At 67.5% G+C, this 23,467-nt stretch carries 21 protein-coding genes and 1 riboswitch; of the genes, 17 read left to right on the forward strand and 4 right to left on the reverse strand.

Going from position 1 to position 23,467, the window contains the following annotated elements; all coding sequences use genetic code 11:
• Positions 1 to 105 precede the first annotated feature (105 nt).
• Entirely contained in the window at positions 106 to 1,245 is a 1,140-nt protein-coding gene (locus ABUA37_RS12480) for a mannose-1-phosphate guanylyltransferase (RefSeq protein ID WP_349899533.1), read from the reverse strand.
• Positions 1,246 to 1,551: 306 nt separating this feature from the next.
• Between ABUA37_RS12480 and sdhC the strand changes: the two genes are divergently transcribed.
• From sdhC to ABUA37_RS12505, 5 genes are all read left to right on the forward strand, one after another.
• Positions 1,552 to 1,935 (forward strand): succinate dehydrogenase, cytochrome b556 subunit, encoded by a 384-nt coding sequence (sdhC, locus tag ABUA37_RS12485; protein ID WP_349899871.1) that lies wholly within the window; start codon positions 1,552 to 1,554, stop codon positions 1,933 to 1,935.
• A 2-nt stretch (positions 1,936 to 1,937) separates the two neighbouring features.
• Positions 1,938 to 2,378, forward strand: coding sequence for a succinate dehydrogenase hydrophobic membrane anchor subunit (locus ABUA37_RS12490; RefSeq protein WP_349899534.1), 441 nt, complete (start codon positions 1,938 to 1,940; stop codon positions 2,376 to 2,378).
• Entirely contained in the window at positions 2,378 to 4,195 is a 1,818-nt protein-coding gene (gene sdhA, locus ABUA37_RS12495) for a succinate dehydrogenase flavoprotein subunit (protein ID WP_349899535.1), read from the forward strand. Before ABUA37_RS12490 ends, sdhA begins: the two co-directional genes overlap by 1 nt.
• A complete protein-coding gene (locus ABUA37_RS12500) occupies positions 4,195 to 4,959 on the forward strand; it encodes a succinate dehydrogenase iron-sulfur subunit (RefSeq protein ID WP_349899536.1) in 765 nt (254 codons plus the stop codon). Before sdhA ends, ABUA37_RS12500 begins: the two co-directional genes overlap by 1 nt.
• Positions 4,960 to 5,128: 169 nt before the next feature.
• Positions 5,129 to 6,175 (forward strand): YihY/virulence factor BrkB family protein, encoded by a 1,047-nt coding sequence (locus tag ABUA37_RS12505; RefSeq protein WP_349899537.1) that lies wholly within the window; start codon positions 5,129 to 5,131, stop codon positions 6,173 to 6,175.
• On the opposite strand, the gene ABUA37_RS12510 is transcribed toward ABUA37_RS12505, so the two are convergent.
• On the reverse strand, positions 6,164 to 6,523 hold the full coding sequence (locus ABUA37_RS12510; protein WP_349899538.1) for a hypothetical protein: 360 nt from the start codon (positions 6,521 to 6,523) through the stop codon (positions 6,164 to 6,166). The genes ABUA37_RS12505 and ABUA37_RS12510 overlap by 12 nt on opposite strands.
• Before the next feature lie 85 nt (positions 6,524 to 6,608).
• Here ABUA37_RS12510 and ABUA37_RS12515 point away from each other — a divergent pair, with 85 nt between their 5' ends.
• The 3 genes from ABUA37_RS12515 to ABUA37_RS12525 all read left to right on the forward strand — a co-directional run bounded on the left by ABUA37_RS12515 (position 6,609) and on the right by ABUA37_RS12525 (position 9,650).
• Positions 6,609 to 7,439 carry an exodeoxyribonuclease III gene (locus ABUA37_RS12515; RefSeq protein ID WP_349899539.1) on the forward strand — a complete coding sequence of 277 codons (831 nt, stop codon included), beginning with the start codon at positions 6,609 to 6,611 and terminating at the stop codon, positions 7,437 to 7,439.
• Between the two features lie 155 nt (positions 7,440 to 7,594).
• Positions 7,595 to 8,605: a tryptophan--tRNA ligase gene (gene trpS, locus ABUA37_RS12520; protein ID WP_349899540.1), complete on the forward strand. Its 1,011-nt coding sequence runs from the start codon at positions 7,595 to 7,597 to the stop codon at positions 8,603 to 8,605.
• A gap of 271 nt (positions 8,606 to 8,876) precedes the next feature.
• Positions 8,877 to 9,650, forward strand: a complete 774-nt coding sequence (locus ABUA37_RS12525; protein WP_349899541.1) for an HAD family hydrolase — start codon at positions 8,877 to 8,879, stop codon at positions 9,648 to 9,650.
• A gap of 147 nt (positions 9,651 to 9,797) precedes the next feature.
• Here ABUA37_RS12525 and ABUA37_RS12530 read toward each other — a convergent pair whose 3' ends face one another.
• The gene (locus tag ABUA37_RS12530) at positions 9,798 to 10,673 is read right to left on the reverse strand and encodes an endonuclease domain-containing protein (RefSeq protein ID WP_349899542.1); all 876 of its coding nucleotides are present in this window, start codon (positions 10,671 to 10,673) and stop codon (positions 9,798 to 9,800) included.
• A 449-nt stretch (positions 10,674 to 11,122) separates the two neighbouring features.
• A riboswitch (FMN riboswitch) is annotated at positions 11,123 to 11,276 on the forward strand.
• A gap of 98 nt (positions 11,277 to 11,374) precedes the next feature.
• Here ABUA37_RS12530 and ribD point away from each other — a divergent pair.
• The 4 genes from ribD to ribH are packed head-to-tail and all read left to right on the forward strand — an operon-like array spanning position 11,375 to position 14,911.
• Positions 11,375 to 12,469, forward strand: coding sequence for a bifunctional diaminohydroxyphosphoribosylaminopyrimidine deaminase/5-amino-6-(5-phosphoribosylamino)uracil reductase RibD (ribD, locus tag ABUA37_RS12535; RefSeq protein ID WP_349899543.1), 1,095 nt, complete (start codon positions 11,375 to 11,377; stop codon positions 12,467 to 12,469).
• Between the two features lie 2 nt (positions 12,470 to 12,471).
• The gene (locus ABUA37_RS12540; protein ID WP_349899544.1) at positions 12,472 to 13,125 is read left to right on the forward strand and encodes a riboflavin synthase; all 654 of its coding nucleotides are present in this window, start codon (positions 12,472 to 12,474) and stop codon (positions 13,123 to 13,125) included.
• Positions 13,122 to 14,444: a GTP cyclohydrolase II gene (gene ribA, locus ABUA37_RS12545; protein ID WP_349899545.1), complete on the forward strand. Its 1,323-nt coding sequence runs from the start codon at positions 13,122 to 13,124 to the stop codon at positions 14,442 to 14,444. The genes ABUA37_RS12540 and ribA overlap by 4 nt, the downstream gene beginning before the upstream one ends.
• Entirely contained in the window at positions 14,441 to 14,911 is a 471-nt protein-coding gene (gene ribH / locus ABUA37_RS12550; RefSeq protein WP_349899546.1) for a 6,7-dimethyl-8-ribityllumazine synthase, read from the forward strand. Before ribA ends, ribH begins: the two co-directional genes overlap by 4 nt.
• Positions 14,912 to 15,054: 143 nt before the next feature.
• On the opposite strand, the gene ABUA37_RS12555 is transcribed toward ribH, so the two are convergent.
• Positions 15,055 to 16,530 carry a hydroxymethylglutaryl-CoA synthase gene (locus tag ABUA37_RS12555; RefSeq protein ID WP_349899547.1) on the reverse strand — a complete coding sequence of 492 codons (1,476 nt, stop codon included), beginning with the start codon at positions 16,528 to 16,530 and terminating at the stop codon, positions 15,055 to 15,057.
• Positions 16,531 to 16,691: 161 nt separating this feature from the next.
• On the opposite strand from ABUA37_RS12555, the gene mvaD reads away from it, so the two are divergent.
• The 5 genes from mvaD to ABUA37_RS12580 all read left to right on the forward strand — a co-directional run bounded on the left by mvaD (position 16,692) and on the right by ABUA37_RS12580 (position 23,431).
• Complete coding sequence (mvaD, locus tag ABUA37_RS12560; protein ID WP_349899548.1) at positions 16,692 to 17,684, forward strand: diphosphomevalonate decarboxylase; 993 nt, start codon at positions 16,692 to 16,694, stop codon at positions 17,682 to 17,684.
• Positions 17,681 to 18,733, forward strand: coding sequence for a mevalonate kinase family protein (locus ABUA37_RS12565; RefSeq protein WP_349899549.1), 1,053 nt, complete (start codon positions 17,681 to 17,683; stop codon positions 18,731 to 18,733). The genes mvaD and ABUA37_RS12565 overlap by 4 nt, the downstream gene beginning before the upstream one ends.
• A complete protein-coding gene (locus ABUA37_RS12570) occupies positions 18,730 to 21,039 on the forward strand; it encodes a hydroxymethylglutaryl-CoA reductase, degradative (RefSeq protein WP_349899550.1) in 2,310 nt (769 codons plus the stop codon). Before ABUA37_RS12565 ends, ABUA37_RS12570 begins: the two co-directional genes overlap by 4 nt.
• A 235-nt stretch (positions 21,040 to 21,274) precedes the next feature.
• Positions 21,275 to 21,487, forward strand: a complete 213-nt coding sequence (locus ABUA37_RS12575; protein WP_349899551.1) for a hypothetical protein — start codon at positions 21,275 to 21,277, stop codon at positions 21,485 to 21,487.
• A 21-nt stretch (positions 21,488 to 21,508) separates the two neighbouring features.
• Positions 21,509 to 23,431, forward strand: coding sequence for an ABC transporter ATP-binding protein (locus ABUA37_RS12580; RefSeq protein WP_349899552.1), 1,923 nt, complete (start codon positions 21,509 to 21,511; stop codon positions 23,429 to 23,431).
• Positions 23,432 to 23,467: the final 36 nt, after the last annotated feature.

The following is a 23,467-nucleotide window of genomic DNA, read 5'->3' on the forward strand; positions in this document are numbered from 1 at the left end:
CGGCCGGAACGGCTCTACTCGGCCCCGTGGGCCGATTCGTTACCTCTTCGTGACCCCGCGCAGGTCGCCCAGATCAGACGACGGCGAGATCTCAGGGCGGCGAGATCAGAGGATGTCGCCTCGACCCGAGAGCTTGAGCGCGTCGACGACCGACTTGACCCGCTGCGCGTTCGCCGTGGTCGTGACGAGCAGCGCATCCGGAGTGTCGACCACGACGATGTCGTCGACCCCGATCAGGGAGATCAGCCGACCGCTCTGGCTGATCACCACGCCGCTTGAGGCGTCGGCGAGCACCCTCGCGTTCTCACCGAGGATCGCGAGGTCCGACTTGCGGCCGTGCGAGTGCAGTTTGGCGATGGAGGCGAAGTCGCCGACGTCGTCCCAGTCGAAGTCGCCCGGCACCACGGCGAGGCGGCCGGCGGCGGCGGCGGGCTCGGCCACCGTGTAGTCGATGGCGATCTTCTTGAGCCCCGGCCACACCCTGTCCACCACGGCCCCGCGCGTGGGAGTGTCCCAGGCCTCGGCGAGTTCGGTGAGGCCCGCGAGCAGTTCCGGCTCGGACTCACCGAGCTGCTTCAGCAGCACGTCGGCGCGAGAGATGAACATGCCGCCGTTCCAGAGGTAGTTGCCGTCGGCGAGATACTTGTTCGCCGTAGCGGCGTCCGGCTTTTCCACGAAGGAGTCCGCGCGCACGGCCGCCGGGGCACCCGCGATGTCGAGCTTGCCGTCGCAGTGGATGTAACCGAAGCCCACGGCGGGCTCCGTCGGCGTGATGCCGATGGTGGCGATGTAGCCGGCGTCTGCGGCCGCCACGGCCTGAACGACCGCGCGCTTGAAACCGCGGATGTCGGTGATCACGTGGTCGGCGGCGAACGATCCGACGATCACGTCTGGTTCGCGGTGAAGCAGGATCGCGGCGGCGAGTCCGATGGCGGCCGAGGAGTCCTTGGGCTCACTCTCGAGCACCACGTTGAGGTCGGCGAGGTCGGGAACCTGCGCCTCGACAGCCGCCCGGTGCGCGCGGCCCGTGACCACCATGATCCGGTCGGCGCCGGACAGCGGGACGAGCCGGTCCCAGGTACCACGCAGGAGGGTCGTGCCAGAGCCGGTGAGGTCGTGCAGAAACTTCGGTGCGTCCGCCCTCGAGAGGGGCCAGAGCCGGGAGCCGATTCCACCCGCCGGGATGATGCTGTACAGGCGGTCGAGTCCGTCGGTGCGCGTCGTCGGGGCCTCACGTTCTGTCATGCGACCACTGTAGACGGGAGGGGTGGACACGATCGCTCGACGCGTCGAAGCGCGATCCCTTCGACGAGCTCGGGGGAACGAGTAAAACATGCAGAACTTAAGAAAAGTATCTCGATATCGAGCTATTTCACTCCGGGATGGCGAGGATGCCCGCACAGCCGGGAATAGACTGGATCGAGTTCGTTCAGAACTGCCACATGCCCCACTGCCGGGGCTGAACCACCGCAAGGAGGGTTGCTCGTGCCAGACGTATCGGCGGGGGCCCTGGTCTCACCGCCAGAACCAAAGAAGTATCCACTTCCGAAAATCCGTCCACCGCGTCCCCTGCGCGGCACGCTGTACCGAGGGCGAGAAGGCATGTGGTCGTGGGTGCTGCATCGCATCACCGGCGTCGGCATCTTCTTCTTCCTCCTGGTGCACATCCTGGACACCTCGCTCGTTCGCGTGAGCCCCGGCGCATACAACGCCGTGATCGGCACCTATAAGACGGTGATCATGGGCCTCGGCGAGACCGCACTGGTCGCCGCGATCGGATTCCACGCCCTCAACGGCCTGCGCATCATCCTGATCGACTTCTGGAGCGTGGGCACCAAGCACCAGAAGCTGATGTTCTGGATCGTCATCGTGCTCTGGATCCTCCTCCTGGTCGGCTTCGTGCCACGCCAGCTGATCAACGTCTTTAGCGAGTAGCCATGACCGTCACCATCGAAACCCCCCGCTCCTACCGCAAGGCAAGCCGCACGAACGTGGAGAAGTGGGGCTGGGTCTACATGCGCGCGAGCGGTGTGGTGCTCGTCGTGCTCATCTTCGGCCACCTCTTCGTCAACCTGTTCCTCGGCACCGGCGTCAAGGCGATCGACTTCGCTTTCGTCGGGGGCAAGTGGTCCTCGCTGTTCTGGCAGATCTGGGATGCGCTGCTGCTCTGGCTCGCCCTCATCCACGGTGCCAACGGCATGCGCACGATCGTCAACGACTACGCGCACAACCGACTGCTCGCCGTCATCTTCAAGGGGGCGCTCATCGCCGCCACCGTCGTTCTACTCATTCTGGGAACCCTCGTGATCTTTACCTTTGACCCGTGCCCATCAGGCGCCGCACTCGCGGACCTCCCGAGCTTCTGCCCGGCACCGTAATGGCGACAGAGAAGGCAGACAGCGTGGAATTCGAAGACGGCGACATCATCGACGGCGTGCACTATCACCGCCACGACATCGTGATCGTCGGTGCCGGTGGTGCCGGGATGCGGGCGGCCATCGAGGCAGGTCCGAACGCCAACACGGCGGTCATCTCCAAGCTCTATCCCACTCGCTCCCACACGGGTGCTGCGCAGGGCGGCATGGCCGCGGCGCTCGGCAACGTCGAGGAAGACAACTGGGAGTGGCACACCTACGACACCGTCAAGGGCGGCGACTACCTCGTAGATCAGGATGCGGCGGAGATCCTCGCGAAAGAGGCCATCGACGCGATCATGGACCTCGAGAACATGGGACTTCCCTTCAACCGCACGCCGGAGGGTCGCATCGACCAGCGCCGGTTCGGCGGCCATACCCGCGACCACGGCAAGAGCGCGGTTCGCCGTGCCTGCTACGCCGCGGACCGCACCGGCCACATGATCCTGCAGACGCTGTACCAGAACTGCGTCAAGTTCGGCATCAACTTCTTCAACGAGTTCTACGTGCTCGACCTGCTCATGAACGAGGTCGACGGAGTGCAGCGTCCCGCCGGCGTCGTCGCCTACGAGCTGGCCACCGGCGAGCTGCACGTCTTCCAGGGCAAGGCCGTCATCTTCGCCACCGGCGGCTTCGGCAAGATCTTCAAGACCACCTCGAACGCGCACACCCTCACCGGTGACGGCGTCGGCATCATCTGGCGCAAGGGTCTGCCACTCGAAGACATGGAGTTCTTCCAGTTCCACCCGACCGGATTGGCCGGGCTCGGCATCCTCTTGTCTGAGGCAGCCCGAGGCGAGGGCGCGATCCTGCGCAACAGCGACGGCGAGCGCTTCATGGAGCGCTACGCGCCGACTATCAAGGACCTCGCCCCGCGCGACATCGTCGCCCGCTCGATGGCCACCGAAATCCGCGAGGGGCGCGGCGCCGGGCCGTACAAGGACTACGTCTACCTCGACATCACCCACCTCGAACCCGCGGTCATCGACGCCAAGCTGCCCGACATCACCGAGTTCGCGCGCACTTACCTCGGTGTCGAGCCGTACACCGAGCCGGTGCCCGTGCTGCCGACTGCGCACTACGCGATGGGCGGCATCCCGACCAACAACAACGCCGAGGTGCTGCGCAGCAACACCGAGACCGTGCCCGGCCTTTACGCCGCCGGCGAGTGCGCCTGCGTGAGTGTCCACGGCTCCAATCGCCTCGGCACTAACTCCCTGCTCGACATCAACGTCTTCGGCAAGCGCGCCGGCAACAACGCCGTCGAGTACGTGAAGACCGCGGAGTGGGTGCCGCTGCCCGCTGACCCGGCCGGGGGCATCCGTTCACTGCTCGCCGGCGTGCGCGAGGGGGACGGCACCGAGCGCATCGCCGTGCTACGCAAGGAACTGCAGGATGCGATGGACCGCAATGCGCAGGTCTTCCGCACCGAAGAGAGCCTGACCGAGGTCGGCGACCTGATCGAGACGCTGCGGGCCAGGTACAAAAACATCCAGGTTCAAGACAAGGGCAAGCGGTTCAACACCGACCTGCTCGAGGCGGTCGAGCTCGGCTTCCTGCTCGACCTCGCCGAGGTGCTCGTCTACTCCGCGCGTAACCGCAAGGAGAGCCGCGGCGCCCACATGCGCGAGGACTACCCACTGCGCGACGACGAGAACCTGATGGTGCACACCATGGCGTACCTCACGGGAGACCCGGAGTCAGGCGCCGGGAACCACATCACGCTTGACTGGAAACCGGTGGTCGTCACCAACTACCCGCCGACCGAAAGAAAGTACTAATGAGCAACGCAGTCCTCGAGCAGAAGGGGCCGCGCGAGCACGCGGTCGTACCGACGTTCACCGCCACCCTGATCATCCGCCGCTTCGACCCGGATGTTGATGAAGAACCCCGCTGGGTCGACTACGACGTCGAACTTCACGGCACCGACCGCGTGCTCGACGCGCTGCACAAGATCAAGTGGGAACAGGACGGCTCGCTGTCGTTCCGGCGCTCCTGCGCCCACGGCGTCTGCGGCTCGGACGCCATGCGCATCAACGGCCGCAACCGGCTCGCCTGCAAGACCCTGATCAAGGATCTCGACATCACGAAGCCGATCTACATCGAGGCGCTCAAGGGACTTCCGCTGGAGAAGGACCTCATCGTCGACATGGAGCCGTTCTTCGACAGCTTCAGGGCGATGCAGCCCTTCCTGCAGAACGCGAACAAGCCGAAGGACGGCAAGGAGCGGCTGCAGAGCCCTGCGGAGCGCGCCCGCTTCGACGACACCACCAAGTGCATCCTGTGTGCCGCGTGCACCTCGAGCTGCCCCGTCTTCTGGACCGACGGCCAGTACTTCGGTCCGGCGGCCATCGTGAACGCACACCGCTTCATCTTCGACTCGCGCGACGAGGCCACCCAGGTGCGGCTCGACATCCTGAACGACATGGAGGGTGTGTGGCGCTGCCGCACGACCTTCAACTGCACGGATGCCTGCCCACGAGGAATCCAGGTCACGCAGGCGATCGCAGAGGTCAAGCAGGCCATCCTGCGCGGCGGCGCCTGAAATCAAGCCTCACGCGGCGGCGCCTGAAATCAAGCCTCACGCGGCGGCGCCTGAAATCAAGCCTCACGCGGCGGCGCCTGAACCAAGCCTCACGCGGCGGCGCCTAACACCTGGCTCGCGGTTCCGCTACCGCTCCCGCCGAATCGGAGTGCCCGGTTAGGCTGGAAAAATGGCGGACAAGCAGGGGATCACAGCCAGGATCACCGCGCTCATCGCATGGGTGCAGTCGCTGAAGCCGGTGCGCGTCTTCACGCTCTACACCGGCAAGCGGGGGCCGCTGCTTGCGGCCGGGCTGTCGTATCAGTCGATCTTCGCCGTCTTCGCGGGACTGTGGGTGGGTTTCGCCGTCGTCGGTCTGGTGCTGCGGTCGCAGCCCGACCTGCAGAACGCCGTCTTTGACATGATCGGCACCTACGTGCCGGGCCTGTTCGACAGCGGCGGGAGCAAGGGTGCGATCAACCCGCACGACCTGCTCGAGGCGCGCACCCTCAGCTGGACCGGCGCCATCGCGCTCGTCGGCCTGCTGTTCACGGCGCTCGGCTGGCTGGCGTCGTGCCGTGACGCCGTACGGGTGATGTTCGAGCTACCGGGCGAGAAGCTCAACTTCCTGCTGCTGAAGCTCAAGGATCTCGGTCTTGCGATCGCCTTCGGTGTCGCCCTGATCGTCTCCGCCACGCTCTCCATCTTCAGCACGCAGGCGCTCGGCGCCGCGTTTGACCTGCTCGGCATCGACCAGCATTCCGTTGCCGCCGAGATCGTCGGACGCGTAGTCGGCCTGCTCCTCATGCTCATTCTCGACACGGCCGTGCTCGCGGCGCTGTTCCGCCTTCTCTCGGGGCTCGCGATCCCGCTCAAGCAACTGCTGGTCGGTTCGCTCATCGGTGCCGTCGGCCTCGGTGTGCTGAAGGTGCTCGGAAGTTCGCTGCTCGGAGGGGCGAGCAAGAACCCGCTGCTCGCATCCTTCGCCGTGATCATCGGACTGCTCATCTGGTTCAACTTCATCTGCCAGGTGATCCTCCTGTCGGGTGCCTGGATCGCGGAGAGCGTCGCGGACCGCGACATTGTGCTCGATCCGGTGGCGGAGGCGGCGCGGCTGGAACGGGAGCGCGCAGACCTGGCCGAGGCACAGGCGGATGCCGAGGCCGCGGCTCGCAAACGGCCATGGTTCGTGAGGCTGTTCCGACGGCATCCGCACAGGGGTCACTCAGCGTCTTGAGGCGTAGACCCGCAGGTTCTCCGGCATCGGGAACGGTAGCGAAAAGTTGACCTGAGGCAGGTCGATCGCACCCCAGTCGTCCTGCTTCACCCGGATGCCCTCCGGCGACACCTCGGTGAGCCGCACGCGCAGCCAACGGCCATCGTCCAGCCGCAGCTCGTAGGGGTCGGCGAGATAGCCGATGCCGAGGTCCTCGAGCGTGGCCTCCGCGGTGAACCAGTCCACAGCATCCGAGCGCCTGCGCCCCAGCAGGTCGATGACGACGAAGCCGTCGCCCTCCGGCGCGATCCAGCCGAGCAGTTCGCCATCACGACCGCGGCGGTGCTCGATCCACTCGCTCTCCGCCATGCGCACAGCCTAGGGTGCCGCGCGGCTCCTCGCCCGAGCGTTACGCGAGCACCGGATGACGGCGGTGCTCCCTAGGATTAAGGGCATGCCCAAGCTGCGAATCGCCTCTGTCAACACGAACGGCGTGCGCGCCGCCTACCGCAAGGGAATGGGCGACTGGCTCGATGCGCGCAACGTCGACATCCTCGCCATTCAGGAGGTTCGAGCGGCCACCGAGGATCTCGAGAATCTGCTCGGCCCCGAGTGGGACATCCTGCACGACGCCGCGACCGCCAAGGGTCGCGCTGGTGTCGCGCTCGCGAGCCGCAACAAGGCGAGCATCCACCGCGTCACCTTCGGCGCGGACGACTTCGACAGCGCCGGCCGTTGGCTCGAGGCCGACTACGAGGTGGGCGACGCGCTCGTCACCGTCGTGAGCACCTACGTGCACTCCGGCATGGTGGACACCCCGAAGCAGGTCGAGAAGTACAAGTTCCTCGACGCGATGACCGAGCGCCTGCCGGAACTGCGGGCGCACAACGAGCTCTCCCTGGTCGTGGGCGACCTGAACGTGGGCCACCGCACGCTCGACATCAAGAACTGGCGCGGCAATGTCAAGAACGCGGGATTCCTGCCGCAGGAGCGCGCATACTTCGACCGCTTCTTCGGCGCGGAAGACGAAGAGGACTACAACGATGGCGCTGGCCTCGGCTGGGTCGACGTCGGCCGCAAGTGGGCCGGCGAGGTCGAGGGCCCCTACACCTGGTGGAGCCAGCGCGGACGTGCCTTCGACACCGACACCGGATGGCGACTCGACTACCACGTGGCCGCTCCCGCCCTCGCCGCGACCGTGCAGAACTACACGATCGATCGGGCGGAGTCGCACGAGGCCCGTTGGTCGGATCACGCGCCGGTGGTTGTCGACTACCTGGTGTAATCGCGTGGATTTTTGGCGAATGGGCGCAGCGGCTCCGCCCATAGAGGCCCACCACACCCCCGCCGCTCCGCCCATCCACCAAAAACAGGTGCTGGAAGTCCGGTGATCAACCACGACCGCCGGTTGGGGTTTACTTTTACTGGAAGAATTGTTGTATGAGTTCGAAACCGCGCCTGTTCTCGGGCATGCAGCCCTCCGCCAACTCGCTTCACGCGGGCAACTACATCGGCGCGCTCATGCAGTGGAAGGAGCTGCAGTCCACCCACGACGCGATCTTCTGCATCGTCGACCTGCACGCTCTCACCCTGCCGCAGGATCCTGAGTCGCTGCGTCAGAACACGAGGCGCACCGCCGCGCAGTACATCGCCGCGGGAATCGACCCGACCGCCTCGACCCTGTTCGTGCAGTCTCACGTGGCCGCGCATCCAGAGCTTGCCTGGGTGCTCAACACGATCACCGGCTTCGGCGAAGCAAGCCGGATGACCCAGTTCAAAGACAAGTCGCAGAAGCAGGGTGCCGACTCGACCTCGGTCGGGCTGTTCGCCTATCCCATTCTTATGGCAGCCGACATCCTGCTCTATGACGCCGTGGCCGTGCCCGTGGGCGACGACCAGCGACAGCACGTCGAGCTCACGCGCGACCTCGCCAACCGGTTCAATTCGCGCTACGGCGAGACCTTCGTGATTCCCGAGGCGATGATCCTCAAGGAGACCGCGCGCATCTACGACCTGCAGGAACCGTCAAACAAGATGAGCAAGTCCGCGGCATCCGAGTCGGGCATCGTGTGGCTGCTCGACGACCCGAAGCTCACGCTCAAGAAGATCAAGTCGGCGGTGACAGATGACGACCGCGAGGTGCGCTTCGACCGAGCGACCAAGCCGGGCGTCTCCAACCTGCTCACGATCTACTCGGTGATGGCGGGCAAGAGCATCGCGGAGCTCGAGCGCGAGTACGAGGGTCACGGCTACGGTGACCTCAAGAAGGATCTCGCCGAGGTGGTCGTCGAGACCTTCTCCCCCATCCGTGCTCGCGTGCAGGAACTGCTCGACGACCCGGCCGAACTCGATCGGATGCTGGCGGGCAACGCCGATCGCGCGGCCGAGATCGCGAACGTGACCCTCGCGAAGGTCTACGACCGCATGGGCCTGCTGCCGCGCGTGCGGTGATCCGGCCCATCGTTCTCGAGGCTTCACCTCGACCAACCGGCCGCGGTGGCATCGCGACGATCTTCGAGCACTGCTTCGCGCTCCACTGAGTGTGGCGGAGCGAAACCGCTGATCGGGAGCGCTGCGCCCCCAAACGGGAGCGCGCCGCGGAAATCGGTTGCGGAATGCCTTCGAGGGCATACGATCGGAGGCGCTCAACCCCGCTCCACCCGAGCTCGCTTACCCTCACAGTCCCCACCCGCGTTATCCGAAAACGCAGGAGATTCCCGCCATGACGTCCGTAGTCGACACCCCAGCCGCTTTTTCGCGCGAAACACCAGCTCTTTCCGTGGTGCTGTTCGACCTGGATGACACGCTCTTCGCGCACCGCAGCGCCGTGACCACGGCCATCGGAAACTATCGCGCCGCACTCGGTGACTCCTACGCCGACGAAGACGAACACGCGGCCGCCCATCGCTGGCACCAGCTCGAGGAGACGCATTACCACCGCTACCTCACGGGCGAACTGACCTACGCCGACCAGCGCCGGGCACGCGCCCGGGGCTTCGCCGAGCCGCACGGACTATCGCTCGAGGATCACGAGGCCGACGCGTGGTTCGACGCATATTTTCGCGAGTACGTCAAGGCGTGGATGCTGCACGGCGACGCCCTCGGATGCCTGAACACGCTCGCGGCCGCAGGCGTGCGCATGGGCATCATCACGAACGGTGACCTCGCTTTTCAGACGAGCAAGATCGAGCGCCTCGGCCTCGTGCCGCTGTTTGAGCACGTGATCACCTCGGGCGAGCTCGGCTACGCCAAGCCGGATGCCCGCATCTTCGGAGACGCCTGTCGCCGCTTCGGAGTGGAGCCTTCGCAGGCCGCGTACGTCGGGGACCGGCTGCGCACGGACGCCATCGGCGCCGCGGGAGCCGGCCTCATCGGCGTCTGGCTCGACCGTCGTGGAAGCGCAACCATCACCGAGATCATGGCGGCGCGCGTGTCTGGCGTGCCGATCATCCGCACGCTCGAGGAACTGCCCGCCGCCATCGGCGTGCGCGCCTGAGCGGGCCGCTCCCTGCATAACTCAGGCAATACGCGGTGCGATCCTGCTTGACCGCAGTGATCACGGGTATCGGCGCGCGCAGTGCGCGCGAATTGCCTGAATTGTGACAACGCCCGTGTGAAGTCCGTGGGGGATGCCGACAAGCGTTCAGTGGGCTGCGCGGTGCGAGCGGAGCGCACCGCGGATGGCGGCCATGACGACCTCTGACTGGAACATGACCTGCCGATAGTTGAAGCGCAGAACGATGTAGCCGCGCGCAGCAAGCGCCGCGTCGCGATCGTAGTCGCGCTTCTGGTCGCTGTCGGATGCGTGGCCCTTGTGACCATCCGTCTCGACCACGACGCACCCTTCGAGCACGAAGTCGACGGTGCCGATGCCGGGAAAGTGCACCTGCGGAACGCAGCGCACACCGGCGTCGAGGCAGAGGAGCCGCACGATGGTTTCGATGCCGGACATGCATCGAGAGTCGATCTCATCCCGCAACGCCGCGTATTTCGCCGGGACTGCGGCAAAAATGCGGTCAAGATCTGCGGGCGAAATCACCCTCTCGTGGAGTGCGCTGTCGAGAGCCGCAACAGCGACCACGCGCGGCTGACACCGGATGATGTGGGCCAGCGAGTCGGCACGGCCGACGCTGTGAAGGCGCGCGGTGGCGGGCTCGATGAGTGGCGACCAATGGAGTTCGCAGCCGTCGCGATTGTCCACAGTGAGGCGGACGAATCGGTCGTGGGGGCTGCGCATTCTCGATGCCTCGCGCGCCATCGCCACGTGAGTGAACGGTTGGTCGGGTACCCAGATGCCGTACAGATCGGCGGCGGAGATGCACGTGACCAGGCCGCCGATGCGCACAGCTTCCAGGATGGCGCGCTCGGTGTCGGGCAGCGCGTAGCGATCACGCCTCGCTCGAAGAAGCTGGCCGGATCGAACGGCGACGGTGAGGTCAGCGGGCGTCATGCCGCGACGCAGTAGCTGTCGTCGAGTTGTGATGCGGGTGCCCATTGGGAAGGCGCGGTTCACGTCCATCGCACGAGTGTGGAGGCCGTCGCGCACCCAGCTGGGGTCGTCTCGGAGATCTGTGGAGACATCCGGGCGAGTGCTTCTTGTGCATAACTCCTGCACGTGACGCGAAGCGTCGCGAGGTCGACGTGGCGGGTCGCGCGTGCCGAAGGCAGCATCCGCGGCATAACTCCTGCAATTCGCGGTGGTGCGAGAGGGCATGCAGGTGACATGCGCGGGTGTTCCTGCGTCTCGCGACCATCTGCCTGAGTTACGCAACGGCGGGGGGAGGGGATGACGAGCGAGTGTGCTGCGCGGGACGGGGTTGCTGGCTCAGATTGCCTGAGTTACGAAAAGAGAGAGGGAAGAGGGTTCCCGCCACGAGTGCTCTTGCGCCGTCAGATGAGCCGCCGCGACCACTTGTGTGACGGCGGAATACTGCGGGCCATGGCGCGTTGATACACTCGTAAGGCAAGAACGTGCTCCGGGGTCGGTGAAAATCCGAACCGGCGGTGATAGTCCGCGACCCGCATCCTGACGAAAGCCAGGGTGTGGTTGAGCCGGTGAAATTCCGGCACCGACGGTTATGAGATCGCAAGGTCTCTCAGTCCGGATGGAAGGAAGCACGCGCGGAAGTGGCGCCTCTGGCACCGGTTCCGCGGGTTCGCGCACCCGACGTGGTGCACGTTCCCCCCGGAGTTCGTCTCGATTAGGGACGGAGGAACCGGATGACCGACGCAGGCATGACTGCCGGCCTCAGCGGAACGCCGCGCCCTCGCGTCGAGTCGGCGATGCGCTACGCCCTCAACCTCGCCGGCCGCGGACCCGTCTACGGAGTCAACCCGCAGGTCGGCTGCGTGATCCTGTCGCCCGACGGCACAATCCTCGCCGAGGGGTGGCACCGGGGCGCAGGCACCGCGCACGCCGAGGTCGATGCGCTCTCGAAGCTCGCTCCCGGTGCGGCACGCGGCGCGATCGCCGTCGTCACCCTCGAACCCTGCAATCACACCGGGCGCACCGGCCCGTGCAGCGAAGCGCTCATCGCGGCGGGCGTCGCGCAGGTCGCATACGCCGTCAGTGATCCGAATCCTCGGGCGAGCGGCGGCGCCGAACGGCTGCGCGCCGCGGGGGTCGAGGTGGAGGGCGGCGTGCTGGCCGACGAGGTGTCTGAGGTTATGCACCCCTGGCTCGCCGCAACCCGACTCGGCCGCCCCTACGTGACCCTCAAGTGGGCATCCAGCCTTGATGGCCGCGTCGCCGCGGCGGACGGCACCAGCCAGTGGATCACCGGCTCCGAAGCGCGCCGAGACGTGCACGCGCGACGTGCTGCCGCCGATGCGATCGTTATCGGCACCGGCACCGTGCTCGCCGATGACCCCTCGCTCACCGCGCGCGACGATGCCGGCGAGTTGCTGCCGCACCAGCCGACCCCCGTCGTGATCGGTGAGCGCGAGCTGCCACGGAACGCGCGGCTGTTCGACCACCCCGAACCGGTCATCGTGACTGGAAGCCGGGATCTGCGTGCCGTGCTCGAGCGACTGTTCGCTCGCGACATCCGTCACGTCTTCGTCGAGGGCGGCCCCACTCTCGCGAGCGCTTTTGTGGCCGCAGGCCTCGTCGACGAGTACCTCGTGTACCTCGCGCCCGCACTGCTCGGCGGCGACCGCGCGGCGCTCACGGATGTCGGGGTCGCCACGATTGCCGACGCCAGGCGCCTGAGAATCCAGTCCATCGATCGCATCGGCGAGGACGTACGGATCGTCGCACGGCCCGAAGCCAGCTCGCCCGCGAGCACCAGCAATACCCTGCAAGAGGAGAAGTAACCATGTTCACCGGAATCATCGAAGAACTCGGCGAGGTGGTCGACTGGCAGCTGTCGGGCGACGCGGCCCGCCTCACGGTGCGTGCACCGCTCGCCGCATCCGATGCGTCGCATGGCGACTCGATCTCGGTGAGCGGCGTCTGCCTCACGGTCGTCGACCAGGGGCCCGACTGGTTCACCGCGGATGTCATGGGCGAAACGATCGCCATGAGCACCCTGAAGACGCCGGCACCCGGCGACCGCGTCAACCTGGAGCGCGCCGCAGCGCTCGGCGACCGCCTCGGCGGCCACATCGTGCAGGGTCACATCGACGGCACCAGCACCCTGCTCTCCATCGCCGAGGGGAGTGCCTGGCGCGTGCTTCGATTCAGCCTTGACGAGGAGCTCGCGGGCCTCGTGGCCCGCAAGGGATCGATCGCGGTGGACGGTGTCTCGCTCACCGTGAGTGCCGTGAGTGAGCCGGATGCCGCATCCGCCTGGTTCGAGGTATCGCTGATTCCCGAGACCCTCAGTGCCACCACGCTCGGCGCCGCTGCCGTGGGCGACGCCGTGAACATCGAGACGGACATCCTCGCGCGCCAGGTGGAGCGCATGCTCGCGATCCAGTCGGCCGAGCAGACACGGTCGCGGAGCGCCAACGAAAGGAGCGAGCAATGAGTCTCGCCAGCATCCCCGAGGCACTCGCCGAACTGCGCAAGGGCAGGCCCGTGATCGTCGTCGACAACGAGAGCCGCGAGAACGAGGGCGACGTCATCATCAGCGCCCAGCTCGCGAGCCAGGAGTGGATGGCGTGGATGGTGCGCCACACCTCCGGCTACATCTGCGCGCCGATGCCGCACCGGCTCGCCGACCGACTCGAGCTGCCCGTGATGGTCGCGAATAATGAGGACCCGCGCGGCACGAACTACACGATCTCGGTGGACGCGGCGGACCGACTCAGCACCGGCATCAGCGCCGCCGATCGCGCGCACACCCTGCGCGTGCTCGCCGACCCGGAGTCGGTGCCGGCGAGCCTGCACCGCCCCGGCCACATCCTGCCGCTTCGCGCGGTGGACGGTGGCGTGCGCGAACGGGACGGCCACACTGAAGCCGCCGTCGACCTCATGAAGCTCGCGGGGCTCGTGCCCGTGGGCGCGATCTCGGAGATCGTCGAGGACGACGGAGAGATGATGCGCCTGCCCGCACTGATCAGGTTCGGTGAGCGCGAGGGCGTGCTTGTGATCACGATCGAGGCGCTGATCCAGTTTCTGAACGAGCGGCACGGCGACGCGGAGGTGCCGGCGGCCGTGGACATCCAGGAGACCTCGCGCGTGATCTTCGAGGTCGAGACGACCGTGCCCACAGTGCACGGCGAGTTCCGCTTTCGGGCGTACCGCGACCGGATGACCGGGGCCGACCACCTCGCGATCATCGCCGGTGAGCCTGCGAATGGGGCGCTCATCCGGGTTCACTCCGAGTGCCTCACGGGCGAGGTCTTCGGCTCGCTCAAGTGCGAGTGCGGGCCCCAGCTGGATGCGGCTCTCGACGAGATCCAGCGCGAGGGCGGCGTGGTGATCTACATGCGCGGCCATGAGGGTCGCGGCATCGGCCTCATCAACAAGCTCAAGGCCTACCAGCTGCAGGAACGCGGCCTCGACACCATCGACGCGAACACCGCGCTCGGGTTTCCGGTGGACGGACGCGATTACAGCGCAGCGGTGGCGATCCTGGACGACCTCGGCATCTCCGAGGCCCGCGTGATCACGAACAACCCCGAGAAGTTGCGCCAGCTGCGCGACCGCGGCATCACGGTGCTCGAACAGGTGCCGCTCGTCGTCGGCGTGGGTACGCTGAATGAGCGCTACCTCGAGGCCAAGCGAGACCGGATGGGGCACCTCCTGCCCGACGACGTTGCGCTCGACGAGGCGGTTGCGGCCGGTCGCGTGGCGCTGGCTCTGGACAGCTACGAACAGACCAAGAGAGAGCAGGAGCTATGAGCGGCGAAGGCGCACCGACAACCACGACGGATGGCACGGGCCTCAGCATCACGATCGTCGCCGGCACATGGCATGAACGCATCAGCGACGGCCTGCTCGCGGGCGCGAAGCGGGTGCTCGACGCCTCGGGCGCTCGGGTGACCGTGCTCCGCGTTCCCGGCAGCTTCGAGCTGCCGATCGTGAGCAAGGCCGCGCTAGAACGCGGGGCGGATGCGGTGGTCGCCCTCGGCGTGATCATCCGTGGCGGCACCCCACACTTCGATTTCGTCTCCAACGCAGCGACCGACGGACTCGTGCGCGTCGCGCTCGACACGGGCAAGCCGGTCGGCTTCGGCGTGCTCACCCTCGACGACGAGCAGCAGGGGCTGGATCGCGCGGGCCTTCCTGGCTCGAAGGAAGACAAGGGCGCCGAGGCCGCTGAGGCGGCGCTGGCGACGGCGCGGCTGCTGCAGTCGCTGCGCGCCTAACCGCAGGTCGAAACACCCCGCCGGTTGAGTAGCGAGCGCGGTACGAGCACGCGTATCGACACCTGCTCGACCGACGAAACACCCGCACGCCGCTGAAACGCGTGCCGCATCCCTTCGACAAGCTCAGGGAACGAAAGAACGCGCTACTCCGCGAAGCGGTAGTACTCGATGCCGAGGTCGTGGAAGTCCGGCCCGTCCTGGCGACCGACGTGGTCCACCACGAACTCGCCGTGCACGGGAACGGCCTCGACCTCCGAGGTGCGTCCCTCGTGCAGCGCGAGGTACTGCGCCTCGGTGAGATCCGTCGGACCCTCGAGCGCCGCCGCGAAGTTGATGCGCGAGGCGGCATCCTTCCAGTTTTGGCCCACGCGCATGGGCAGCGCCTCCGCGGCGTCGCCGCTGCCGTAGCCGAGTGCGAGCCATTCCTGGCCCGCGATGTCGAGGTCGTCATCCGCGGCCTGGCGGAGCCCCGATGCGATCCAGGCCGGCAGTGCCGCCGTGTAGAGGTTGCCGAGGTCGCGCATGGCCTCCGAGCCGAGCCCGAGCTTGCCGTCGACGAGCGACGTCCACACCTCGGTCTTGCGCAGGTACTGGCGCAGCGCCTTCGACAGCGGGAACACATCCTCGGTGTCCTCACCGATCGTGACACCGTGGCCGCGGAAGGGTGAGGGTGCCGTGAGCTCCGCGAGGAGCGCGTCGGCATCGATGCCCGCCTCGACGCAGTAGCCGCGCAGCTGTTCCCGACCGGCATCGTCGGCGGCGAGCGCGAACAGGTACGACATCACCCAGCCGGTGGCGGGCATCCGGTGGTACGGGCGGTGGAGGAAGGCGAAGTCGACGTCGGCGAAGTAGTCGACCTGGCGGTAGTCGCCGCCGCGGCGGGCGACGCGCTTGTCGAGCATCGCGGCCATCGCGTGATGGGTGGCGTCGATGTAGCAACTCGTGGAGTAGCGGCCGTTGAAGACCGGCAGGTCCTGGATCTGGCCGTCGTCGCGCGGCGGCTGGTGAAAGCGCGCGAAGGGCTTGCGGAAGTCGACCGTGCGGTACTCCGAGTCACTTCCGGATGCCGCCAGGTCGATCTCGAGCAGCGTCGCGTCACCGTCGACGAGCATCGCCACGGCGCCGGCGCCCTGGGTCGGTTCTCCGCTCGAGCCGATGGCGTACTCGGCGATGTCGGCGCACACGACGATGGCCAGGCGGCCGGCACCGTCGGCGGAGAGGTAGCGCAGCGCCGCCTTGAGGCCGTAGACGCCACCGAGGCAGGCGTGCTTGAACTCGGGAACCTCGCAGTCCCTCGCGAGCTCCGGACGGCCCTGTGCCACGAGCGCGTCGTTGATCATGCCCTTGACGATGATGGCGCCGGCCGAGTTGTCGCTGCTCGATTCGGTGCCGAGCGCGAGCATGCCCACCCTCGACGGATCGATGTCGTAGTCGCGCAGCAGGCGCCACACCGCGTTGGCCGCGAGCGTGTAGACGCTCTGGCCAGGGCCGCGCATTCGGAATGACCGCCCGACAACCCCCTGAACGCGCCCCCAGGAGTCGTCGTTCCATTCGGCCCAGTCTTCGAGCCGAACCCGATAGTGAGGCAGGTAGAGGGACAGGCCACTAATTCCAGGCACCAGTATTCGCACTCTCGTTCGTGTTTCGGCCGCAACTGGGTCCCAGGTGCGAGACGATTTTAGCAAAGCCGGTAGTGAGCGCGCACACAGCGGATGCCCAGCCAGGAGCCCGCAGGTACGGCCCACCCCGCTAAAATGTGGGGAACGCGATCGGAGCAGCAGTGGACGAAACCCTCCGCGACGGCCGCACCGCGGCGGCTCGTGCGCACAGCAATATCGCTCTCATCAAGTACTGGGGCAAGCGCGATGCGGCGTTGAACATTCCGGCGGTCGGGTCGATCTCCGTGACGCTCGATGCCCTCTCGACCGAGACCATGGTGAGCTTCGACGACGGCCTCGCGAGCGACGAACTGCTTCTGGCGGGCGCGCCTGCCGAGGCCACCCGCGTGAGCCGATTCCTCGATGTCGTGCGCGAGCAGGCTGGCACGAGTTCCCGAGCACGAGTGGAGTCGAGCAACGACTTCCCGACCGGTGCCGGGCTCGCCTCCTCCGCATCCGGATTCGCGGCACTCGCTGTCGCGGCGAGCGCGGCCGCAGGGCTCCGGCTCGACGAGCTCGAGCTGTCGATCCTCGCCAGGCGCGGCTCGGGCTCGGCCGCCCGCTCGCTGTTCGGCGGCGTCGTGGAACTGCACGCCGGCATCCGAGACGACGGCGAAGACGCCTTTGCCGAGCCTCTGCTCTCGCCCACCGACTGGCCGCTCAGCGTGGTCGTGGCGATCACCGACTTCGGTCAGAAGAGCATCGATTCCACCGCCGGTATGGGCGGCAGTTCGCTCACCTCGCCGTTCTATCCGGCCTGGGTCGAGACGGCGGAGGTCGACCTCGCCGGCATGCGTTCGGCCCTTGCGGCCCGCGACTTCGAGCGAGTCGGCGACCTGACCGAGTACAGCTGCCTCAAGCTGCACGCGCTCATGCTGTCGACCCGTCCGGCGCTCATCTACTGGAATGCGGCGACCGTGGCGGGCATCCATGCGGTGCGCGAACTGCGCGGCAGCGGCATCCCGGTCTACTTCACGATCGACGCGGGCCCGCAGCTCAAGGCGCTCTGCCTGGCCGAGCACGCGGCGACGGTGGCGGATGCGCTGCGAGCGATCTCCGGTGTGCTGGAGACCCGAGTCAGTGGCCTCGGTGACGGCGCGAGGCTGCTGGCGTGACGGCGATCACCGCCTCGGCGCCCGGCAAGCTCTTCCTGCTCGGCGAATACGCCGTGCTCGACGGCGCACCCGCGCTGCTGACCGCGGTGGACCGCCGGGCAACCGTGACGATCGAGCCGACGGATGACGCAGCCTGGCACCTGCACACCCCCGGTCTGAGCGGCGAGGGCTTCACCCTCGGCGCGGGCGGCGCGCTCCCCAGAGGACTCGGCGAACGCGAGCTCGAGCGACTGCGCGTCTTCGAGGCTGTGCGCACGGTGGTCGCTGAAGCCGCCACACCCGCGCAGGGCCTCGACATCACCATCGACAGCACCGCGTTCCACCGCGAGGATGGCGCGAAGCTCGGTCTCGGCTCGAGCGCGGCCGTTGCCGTGGCTCTGACCGCCGCCCTCTCCGCAGCGCACTCCCTGCCTCTCGACCGCGAGAGCATTTTCGCCCGAGCCCTCAGCGCCCATCGCGCCGCCCAGGGCGGAACGGGCAGCGGCGGCGACGTGGCCACGAGCACCTTCGGCGGACTCATCAGCTACTCGAAGGGCGCGACGCCGGTCGCCCTCCCATGGCCCAGGGCACTCACGCTCACCGTCGTCGTCACCGGCGATGGCAGCAGCACCACCGACCTCGTCGCTCGAGTGAGCGCGTACCGCGCCGCCGACCCCGCGGGATGCGGTCGCGACATCGCTGCGCTTTGCGAACTCGCCCGCGGCGCCGAGGCGGCGCTGGACTCCCCGAGCGACCTCCTGCGGCTCGCCTCCGACTACTTCGACGCGCTCATGACGCTCGACGAGCATGCCGGCGCGGGCATCGTGAGCGAACACCACCGGCGCCTGCACTCGCTCTCCGCCGGCCTCGGCGGGGTGTTCAAGACATCCGGAGCGGGCGGCGGCGACGTCGGACTGCTCTTCACCCCCGAGGGAGAGGTCACGTCAAGGGTTGTCGCGGCTTTTGCCGAAGCGGGTGCCGAGGCCGTACCGTTGGCCTTTGGCGAACGCGGTCTCGAGCTGGCCGGCGTCGATACAAACACACAGATCGGGAGCGTGACGGCGCGATGACCTCCTCCCGCATTCCGCGCTTCTATCAGCTCGGCGTCGAAGAGCGACTGCGCGTGCTGTACGAACGCGGTGTGCTCAGCGACACCGATTACCGCGCGCTGGCCACGGGCACCTACATCCTCGACCCTGGCACCGCGGATCGGCTCACCGAGAACGTCATCGGCGTCTTCTCGATGCCACTGGGCCTCGGCCTCAACTTCCAGGTCAACGAGAAGGACTACCTCGTACCGATGGTGGTCGAGGAGCCCTCGATCATCGCCGCCGTCAGCTCCGCTGCGAGGCTCGTGCGACGCTCCGGCGGCTTCGAGTCCACGGCGGACGAGCCCATGCTCATCGGACAGATCCAGGTGGTCGACCTCGAGGACGCCGAGGCCGCGAGAGCGGCGCTACTGGCCCGCAAACAGGACATTCTCGAACTCGCGGATGCCCAGCATCCGAATATGGTCACTCGAGGCGGCGGGGCCAAAGACGTCGAAGTCTTCCTGCGCGGCGCGACCGCGGCCAACGGCGAGCTGCTCGTGGTGCACCTCATCGTCGACAGTCGCGACGCCATGGGTGCCAACCTCGTGAACACGATGTGCGAGGCCGTTGCGCCACTCGTGGAGGAGATCACCGGCGGTCGCGTGTTCCTGCGCATCCTCTCCAACCTCACCGACCGCGCGATGGTGCGCTCGCGCTGCGTCATCCCCGTGGACCGGCTCGCCTCCGGCGAGTTCTCGGGCGAGCAGGTGCGCGACGGCATCGTGCTCGCCGCCGAGTTCGCCGCCATGGACCCGTACCGCGCGACCACGCACAACAAGGGCATCATGAACGGCATTGACGCCGTCGCGATCGCCACCGGCAACGACTGGCGCGCGATCGAGGCCGCAGCACATGCCTTCGCGGCCCAGTCCGGCACCTACTCGCCCCTCACCCGCTGGTTCGCGGATGCCGAGGGCAACCTGGTCGGCGAGATCGAGCTTCCCCTCAAGGTCGGCATAGTCGGCGGCCAGGTGGAATCCAACCCCGCAGTGCACATCAGCTACTCGATCCTCGAGGTGTCCACGGCGGCCGAGCTCGCGAGAGTGATGGCGGCCGTCGGTCTCGCACAGAACTTCGGGGCGCTCAAGGCGCTCTCGACCGAGGGCATCCAGCCGGGACACATGCGGCTGCACGCCCGCAGCGTCGCGGTCGCCGCCGGTGCGAGCGGCGCACACTTCGACGAGGTCGTGAACCGGCTCGTCGCCAGCGGCGAAGTCAAGGTGTGGAAGGCCAAGCGCATCCTCGACGTGCTCGAGGGGCGCATCGCCGACACCGGTTCCATCCACGCGATCCGCACCGCAGCGATTCCCGTTCAGCCCGCCGCGGCGATCCAGGAACCGGTGCGAACCGACACGGGCGCGAGCCTCGGCTACGGCAAGATCATCCTGCTCGGCGAGCACTCCGTCGTGTACGGCAGGCACGCCATCGCGGCACCCATCGGGCTCACGATCCAGGCCGAGGTCACCAAGCGTTCCGCTGGCCTCGATCTCGTCATCGCCCGCTGGGACACGGATGCCGCCTACGACCCGATCGGCGCCGAACTCGCCGTGCAGGTGGCGGCGCTCATCGCCGAACGACTCGGGCTTCGGGGCGCGGGCATGCGCGTGGACGTGTTCCCGCACCTGCCTCGAGCGAGCGGGCTCGGCGCCTCGGCCGCGCTGGCCGTCGCGATCATCCGCGCGATGGCCGCCGGGTTCGACGTTCACCTCAGCGACGAGGAGGTGTCGAACCTCGCCTTCGAGTGCGAACAGATCGTGCACGGCACGCCGTCCGGCATCGACAACACCGTCGCCACCTTCGGTCGCCCGATCCTGTACCGCAGGGCGGATGCCGACGGTGGTACCGCCTCCGACATCCGGGACATCGTGACCCCGCGCCCGATTCCCGTGGTGATCGGGCTCACCGGCGTGCGATCGCTCACCTCGCACACCGTGGGGCTCGTGCGGGCGGCGCGGGAGAAGCATCCGGCCAGGTACGAGGCGATCTTCTCGCAGATCGACGAACTCGCCCTCGCGGGCGCGGACGCGCTTCGTCGTGGTGATGCCGCCGAACTCGGCGAGCTCATGAACATGAACCACGGGCTGCTCGGAGCGCTTCAGGTATCGAGCCCGGAGCTCGAGGCGCTCGTCGGCGTCGCCCGGAGGGCCGGCGCGCTCGGCGCGAAGCTCACCGGTGGTGGCGGGGGCGGCGCGATGATCGCGATCGCCGAGCCGGGTGCGGCCGAGTCAGTGGGCTCCGCGATGCGGCAGGCAGGATTCGTGACGTACCTCACCGAGATCCGCTGAGGCCGTTGGTCGCGTCCCTTCGACAGGCTCTGGGAACGAGACGGCGACCGCCCGTGGGGAGCGATAGGCTGCTAACCATGGTCATCAACGGCAGCAGGATCCTCTTGGTCGTGTGCGCGCTGGGCGCGATTGCCCTCGCCGTACTCTTCGTGTTCAAGGTCTTCTTCCACGCCGGCTTCTAGAGCGACGTCAACCCAGGTTGACACCCCTCCGTCTGTCAACTACGGTTGACATCATGTCCGATGCGCTCCACACTCTGAGCGCGGAGGCGGGCGACGAGAACCCGCTGAAGGCTCTGCACGCCGTCAGCGAAATGCGCACGGAACTCGATCGTCACGAGGCTACGCTCGTGCGCAGGGCCCGCAACCTCGGCATGGGCTGGCAGATGATCGCCACCGCGCTCGGGGTCTCTCGCCAGGCCGTCCACAAAAGGTACGGTCGCCGCTGAGCGGCGACCAGAAAAGAACTCATGAGCACCACCACCCCGTCCAGGTCCCGCTCGCCCTTCGGCCGCAGGAAGGATGACGGCCCTCGCGCGACCTTCGGCCAGCTGCTGCCCTACATCCTCGAGCACAAGAAGGTGCTCGCCGTGGTCGTGGTCCTCAGCGTTCTCGGCGCCATCGCGTCGCTCGCCCAACCACTGCTCGTCAGCCAGGTCATCGCGGTGGTGCAGAAGGGCGACTCGCTGAGCGGGCTGGTCTGGCTGCTCGTGGGGCTCGTGGTGGCATCCGGACTCATCAGCGGCTACCAGCACTATCTGTTGCAGCGCACGGGCGAGGGCGTGGTGCTCTCGAGCCGCCGACGCCTCGTCTCCCGGATGCTGAACCTGCCGATCAGCGAGTTCGACCAGCGGCGCACGGGCGACCTCGTTTCGCGAGTGGGTTCAGACACGACGCTGCTGCGCGCCGTGCTCACCCAGGGACTCGTCGAGGCGATCGGCGGTTCGCTCACCTTCATCGGCGCACTCATCGCCATGGCGATCATCGACCCCGTGCTGTTGCTGCTCACGGTGCTCGTCATCGCTGTGTCGGTGTTCACCGTCGTGACGCTGAGCGGGCGCATCCGGGTCGTCAGCCGCAAGGCGCAGGAGCGCGTGGGCGACCTCGCAGCGTCCGTCGAGCGGGCGGTCAGCGCCGTGCGCACGGTCCGTGCGGCGGGCGCCACCGAGCGTGAGGTTGAGGCTGTGCAGCAGGATGCCGTGGCCGCCTGGAAGATGGGCATCAGCGTCGCGAAGATTTCCGCCCTCGTCGTGCCGATCGCCGGAATCGCGATGCAGGTCTCGTTCCTCGTGGTGCTCGGCGTCGGTGGATTCCGCGTGGCGAGCGGCGCGATCAGCGTGGCCAACCTCGTGGCGTTCATCCTGTTCCTGTTCCTCATGATCCTGCCGCTCGGGCAGGCGTTCGGCGCGATCACCTCGGTGAACGCGGCGCTCGGGGCGCTCGGCCGCATCCAGGAAATCATCGAGCTGCCGAGCGAGGCGGAGGGCGACCCGGCCGCCGCCGCGAAGGCGGTGCCACCGGTCGCCTCGAGCGGCGCGATCAGCTTCGACGACGTGCACTTCCGGTATCCGGATGGGGCGGTGCCGCCGGCCGCTGTCGCTGAGCTCACGGTCGCTGAGCTTGTCGAAGCGCGTCCCACGGTCGCTGAGCCCACGGTCGCTGAGCTTGTCGAAGCGCCCTTCGACGAGCTCAGTGAACGTCCCACCGCCGACCGCACCGTGCTCCACGGCGTGAGCTTCCGTGCCGAACGCGGCCAGCGCACCGCGCTCGTCGGACCGTCGGGAGCGGGCAAGAGCACGATCCTGGCGCTCATCGAGCGGTTCTACGATCCGACCGCCGGCGTCGTGCGGGTCGACGGGGTCGACATCCGGTCTATGGATCGCGCGCAGCTGCGATCGCAGATCGGCTACGTGGAGCAGGACGCACCCGTGCTGGCCGGCAGCATCCGCCAGAACCTGCTGCTCGCCTCACCGAACGCGAGCGACGAGGACTGCATCCGGGTGCTGCACGACGTGAACCTCACCGAGGTGCTCGAGCGCAACGAGAAGGGTCTGGATGCCGCGGTCGGTGAAGACGGCGTGATGCTCTCGGGCGGCGAACGCCAACGCCTCGCGATCGCGAGAGCCCTGCTCGCGGCCCCGCCCATCCTGCTGCTCGACGAGTCGACCTCCTCGCTCGACGGACTCAACGAACAGCTGCTGCGCGAGGCGATCGACGCGGTGGCCGAGAACCGCACCCTCATCGTGATCGCCCACCGCCTCTCGACCGTGGTCGACTCCGACCAGATCGTGGTGCTCGATCACGGACGCGTCGTCGGCACCGGCACCCACTCCGAACTCGTCAAGTCCACGCCGCTCTACGCCGAACTCGCGAAGCACCAGCTTCTGGTCTGACCCCTCCCCGCTCACGAGCACGAGCAGCGCGAGACA

Origin of the sequence: Parafrigoribacterium soli (assembly GCF_040227235.1) — a bacterium.
Taxonomy (GTDB): domain Bacteria; phylum Actinomycetota; class Actinomycetes; order Actinomycetales; family Microbacteriaceae; genus Parafrigoribacterium_A; species Parafrigoribacterium_A soli.

Bases quoted from the DNA above. Each gene is read 5' to 3' on its own strand.
- ABUA37_RS12525 (WP_349899541.1), top strand. From the start codon at position 8,877: ATGACGTCCGTAGTCGACACCCCAGCCGCTTTTTCGCGCGAAACACCA.
- ABUA37_RS12500 (WP_349899536.1), top strand. From the start codon at position 4,195: ATGAGCAACGCAGTCCTCGAGCAGAAGGGGCCGCGCGAGCACGCGGTC.
- ribD (WP_349899543.1), top strand. From the start codon at position 11,375: ATGACCGACGCAGGCATGACTGCCGGCCTCAGCGGAACGCCGCGCCCT.
- ribH (WP_349899546.1), top strand. From the start codon at position 14,441: ATGAGCGGCGAAGGCGCACCGACAACCACGACGGATGGCACGGGCCTC.
- sdhA (WP_349899535.1), top strand. From the start codon at position 2,378: ATGGCGACAGAGAAGGCAGACAGCGTGGAATTCGAAGACGGCGACATC.
- ABUA37_RS12480 (WP_349899533.1), bottom strand. From the start codon at position 1,245: ATGACAGAACGTGAGGCCCCGACGACGCGCACCGACGGACTCGACCGC.
- trpS (WP_349899540.1), top strand. From the start codon at position 7,595: ATGAGTTCGAAACCGCGCCTGTTCTCGGGCATGCAGCCCTCCGCCAAC.
- ABUA37_RS12490 (WP_349899534.1), top strand. From the start codon at position 1,938: ATGACCGTCACCATCGAAACCCCCCGCTCCTACCGCAAGGCAAGCCGC.
- ABUA37_RS12570 (WP_349899550.1), top strand. From the start codon at position 18,730: ATGACCTCCTCCCGCATTCCGCGCTTCTATCAGCTCGGCGTCGAAGAG.
- ribA (WP_349899545.1), top strand. From the start codon at position 13,122: ATGAGTCTCGCCAGCATCCCCGAGGCACTCGCCGAACTGCGCAAGGGC.
- ABUA37_RS12515 (WP_349899539.1), top strand. From the start codon at position 6,609: ATGCCCAAGCTGCGAATCGCCTCTGTCAACACGAACGGCGTGCGCGCC.
- ABUA37_RS12540 (WP_349899544.1), top strand. From the start codon at position 12,472: ATGTTCACCGGAATCATCGAAGAACTCGGCGAGGTGGTCGACTGGCAG.
- ABUA37_RS12530 (WP_349899542.1), bottom strand. From the start codon at position 10,673: ATGGACGTGAACCGCGCCTTCCCAATGGGCACCCGCATCACAACTCGA.
- ABUA37_RS12510 (WP_349899538.1), bottom strand. From the start codon at position 6,523: ATGGCGGAGAGCGAGTGGATCGAGCACCGCCGCGGTCGTGATGGCGAA.
- ABUA37_RS12505 (WP_349899537.1), top strand. From the start codon at position 5,129: ATGGCGGACAAGCAGGGGATCACAGCCAGGATCACCGCGCTCATCGCA.
- ABUA37_RS12575 (WP_349899551.1), top strand. From the start codon at position 21,275: ATGTCCGATGCGCTCCACACTCTGAGCGCGGAGGCGGGCGACGAGAAC.
- ABUA37_RS12580 (WP_349899552.1), top strand. From the start codon at position 21,509: ATGAGCACCACCACCCCGTCCAGGTCCCGCTCGCCCTTCGGCCGCAGG.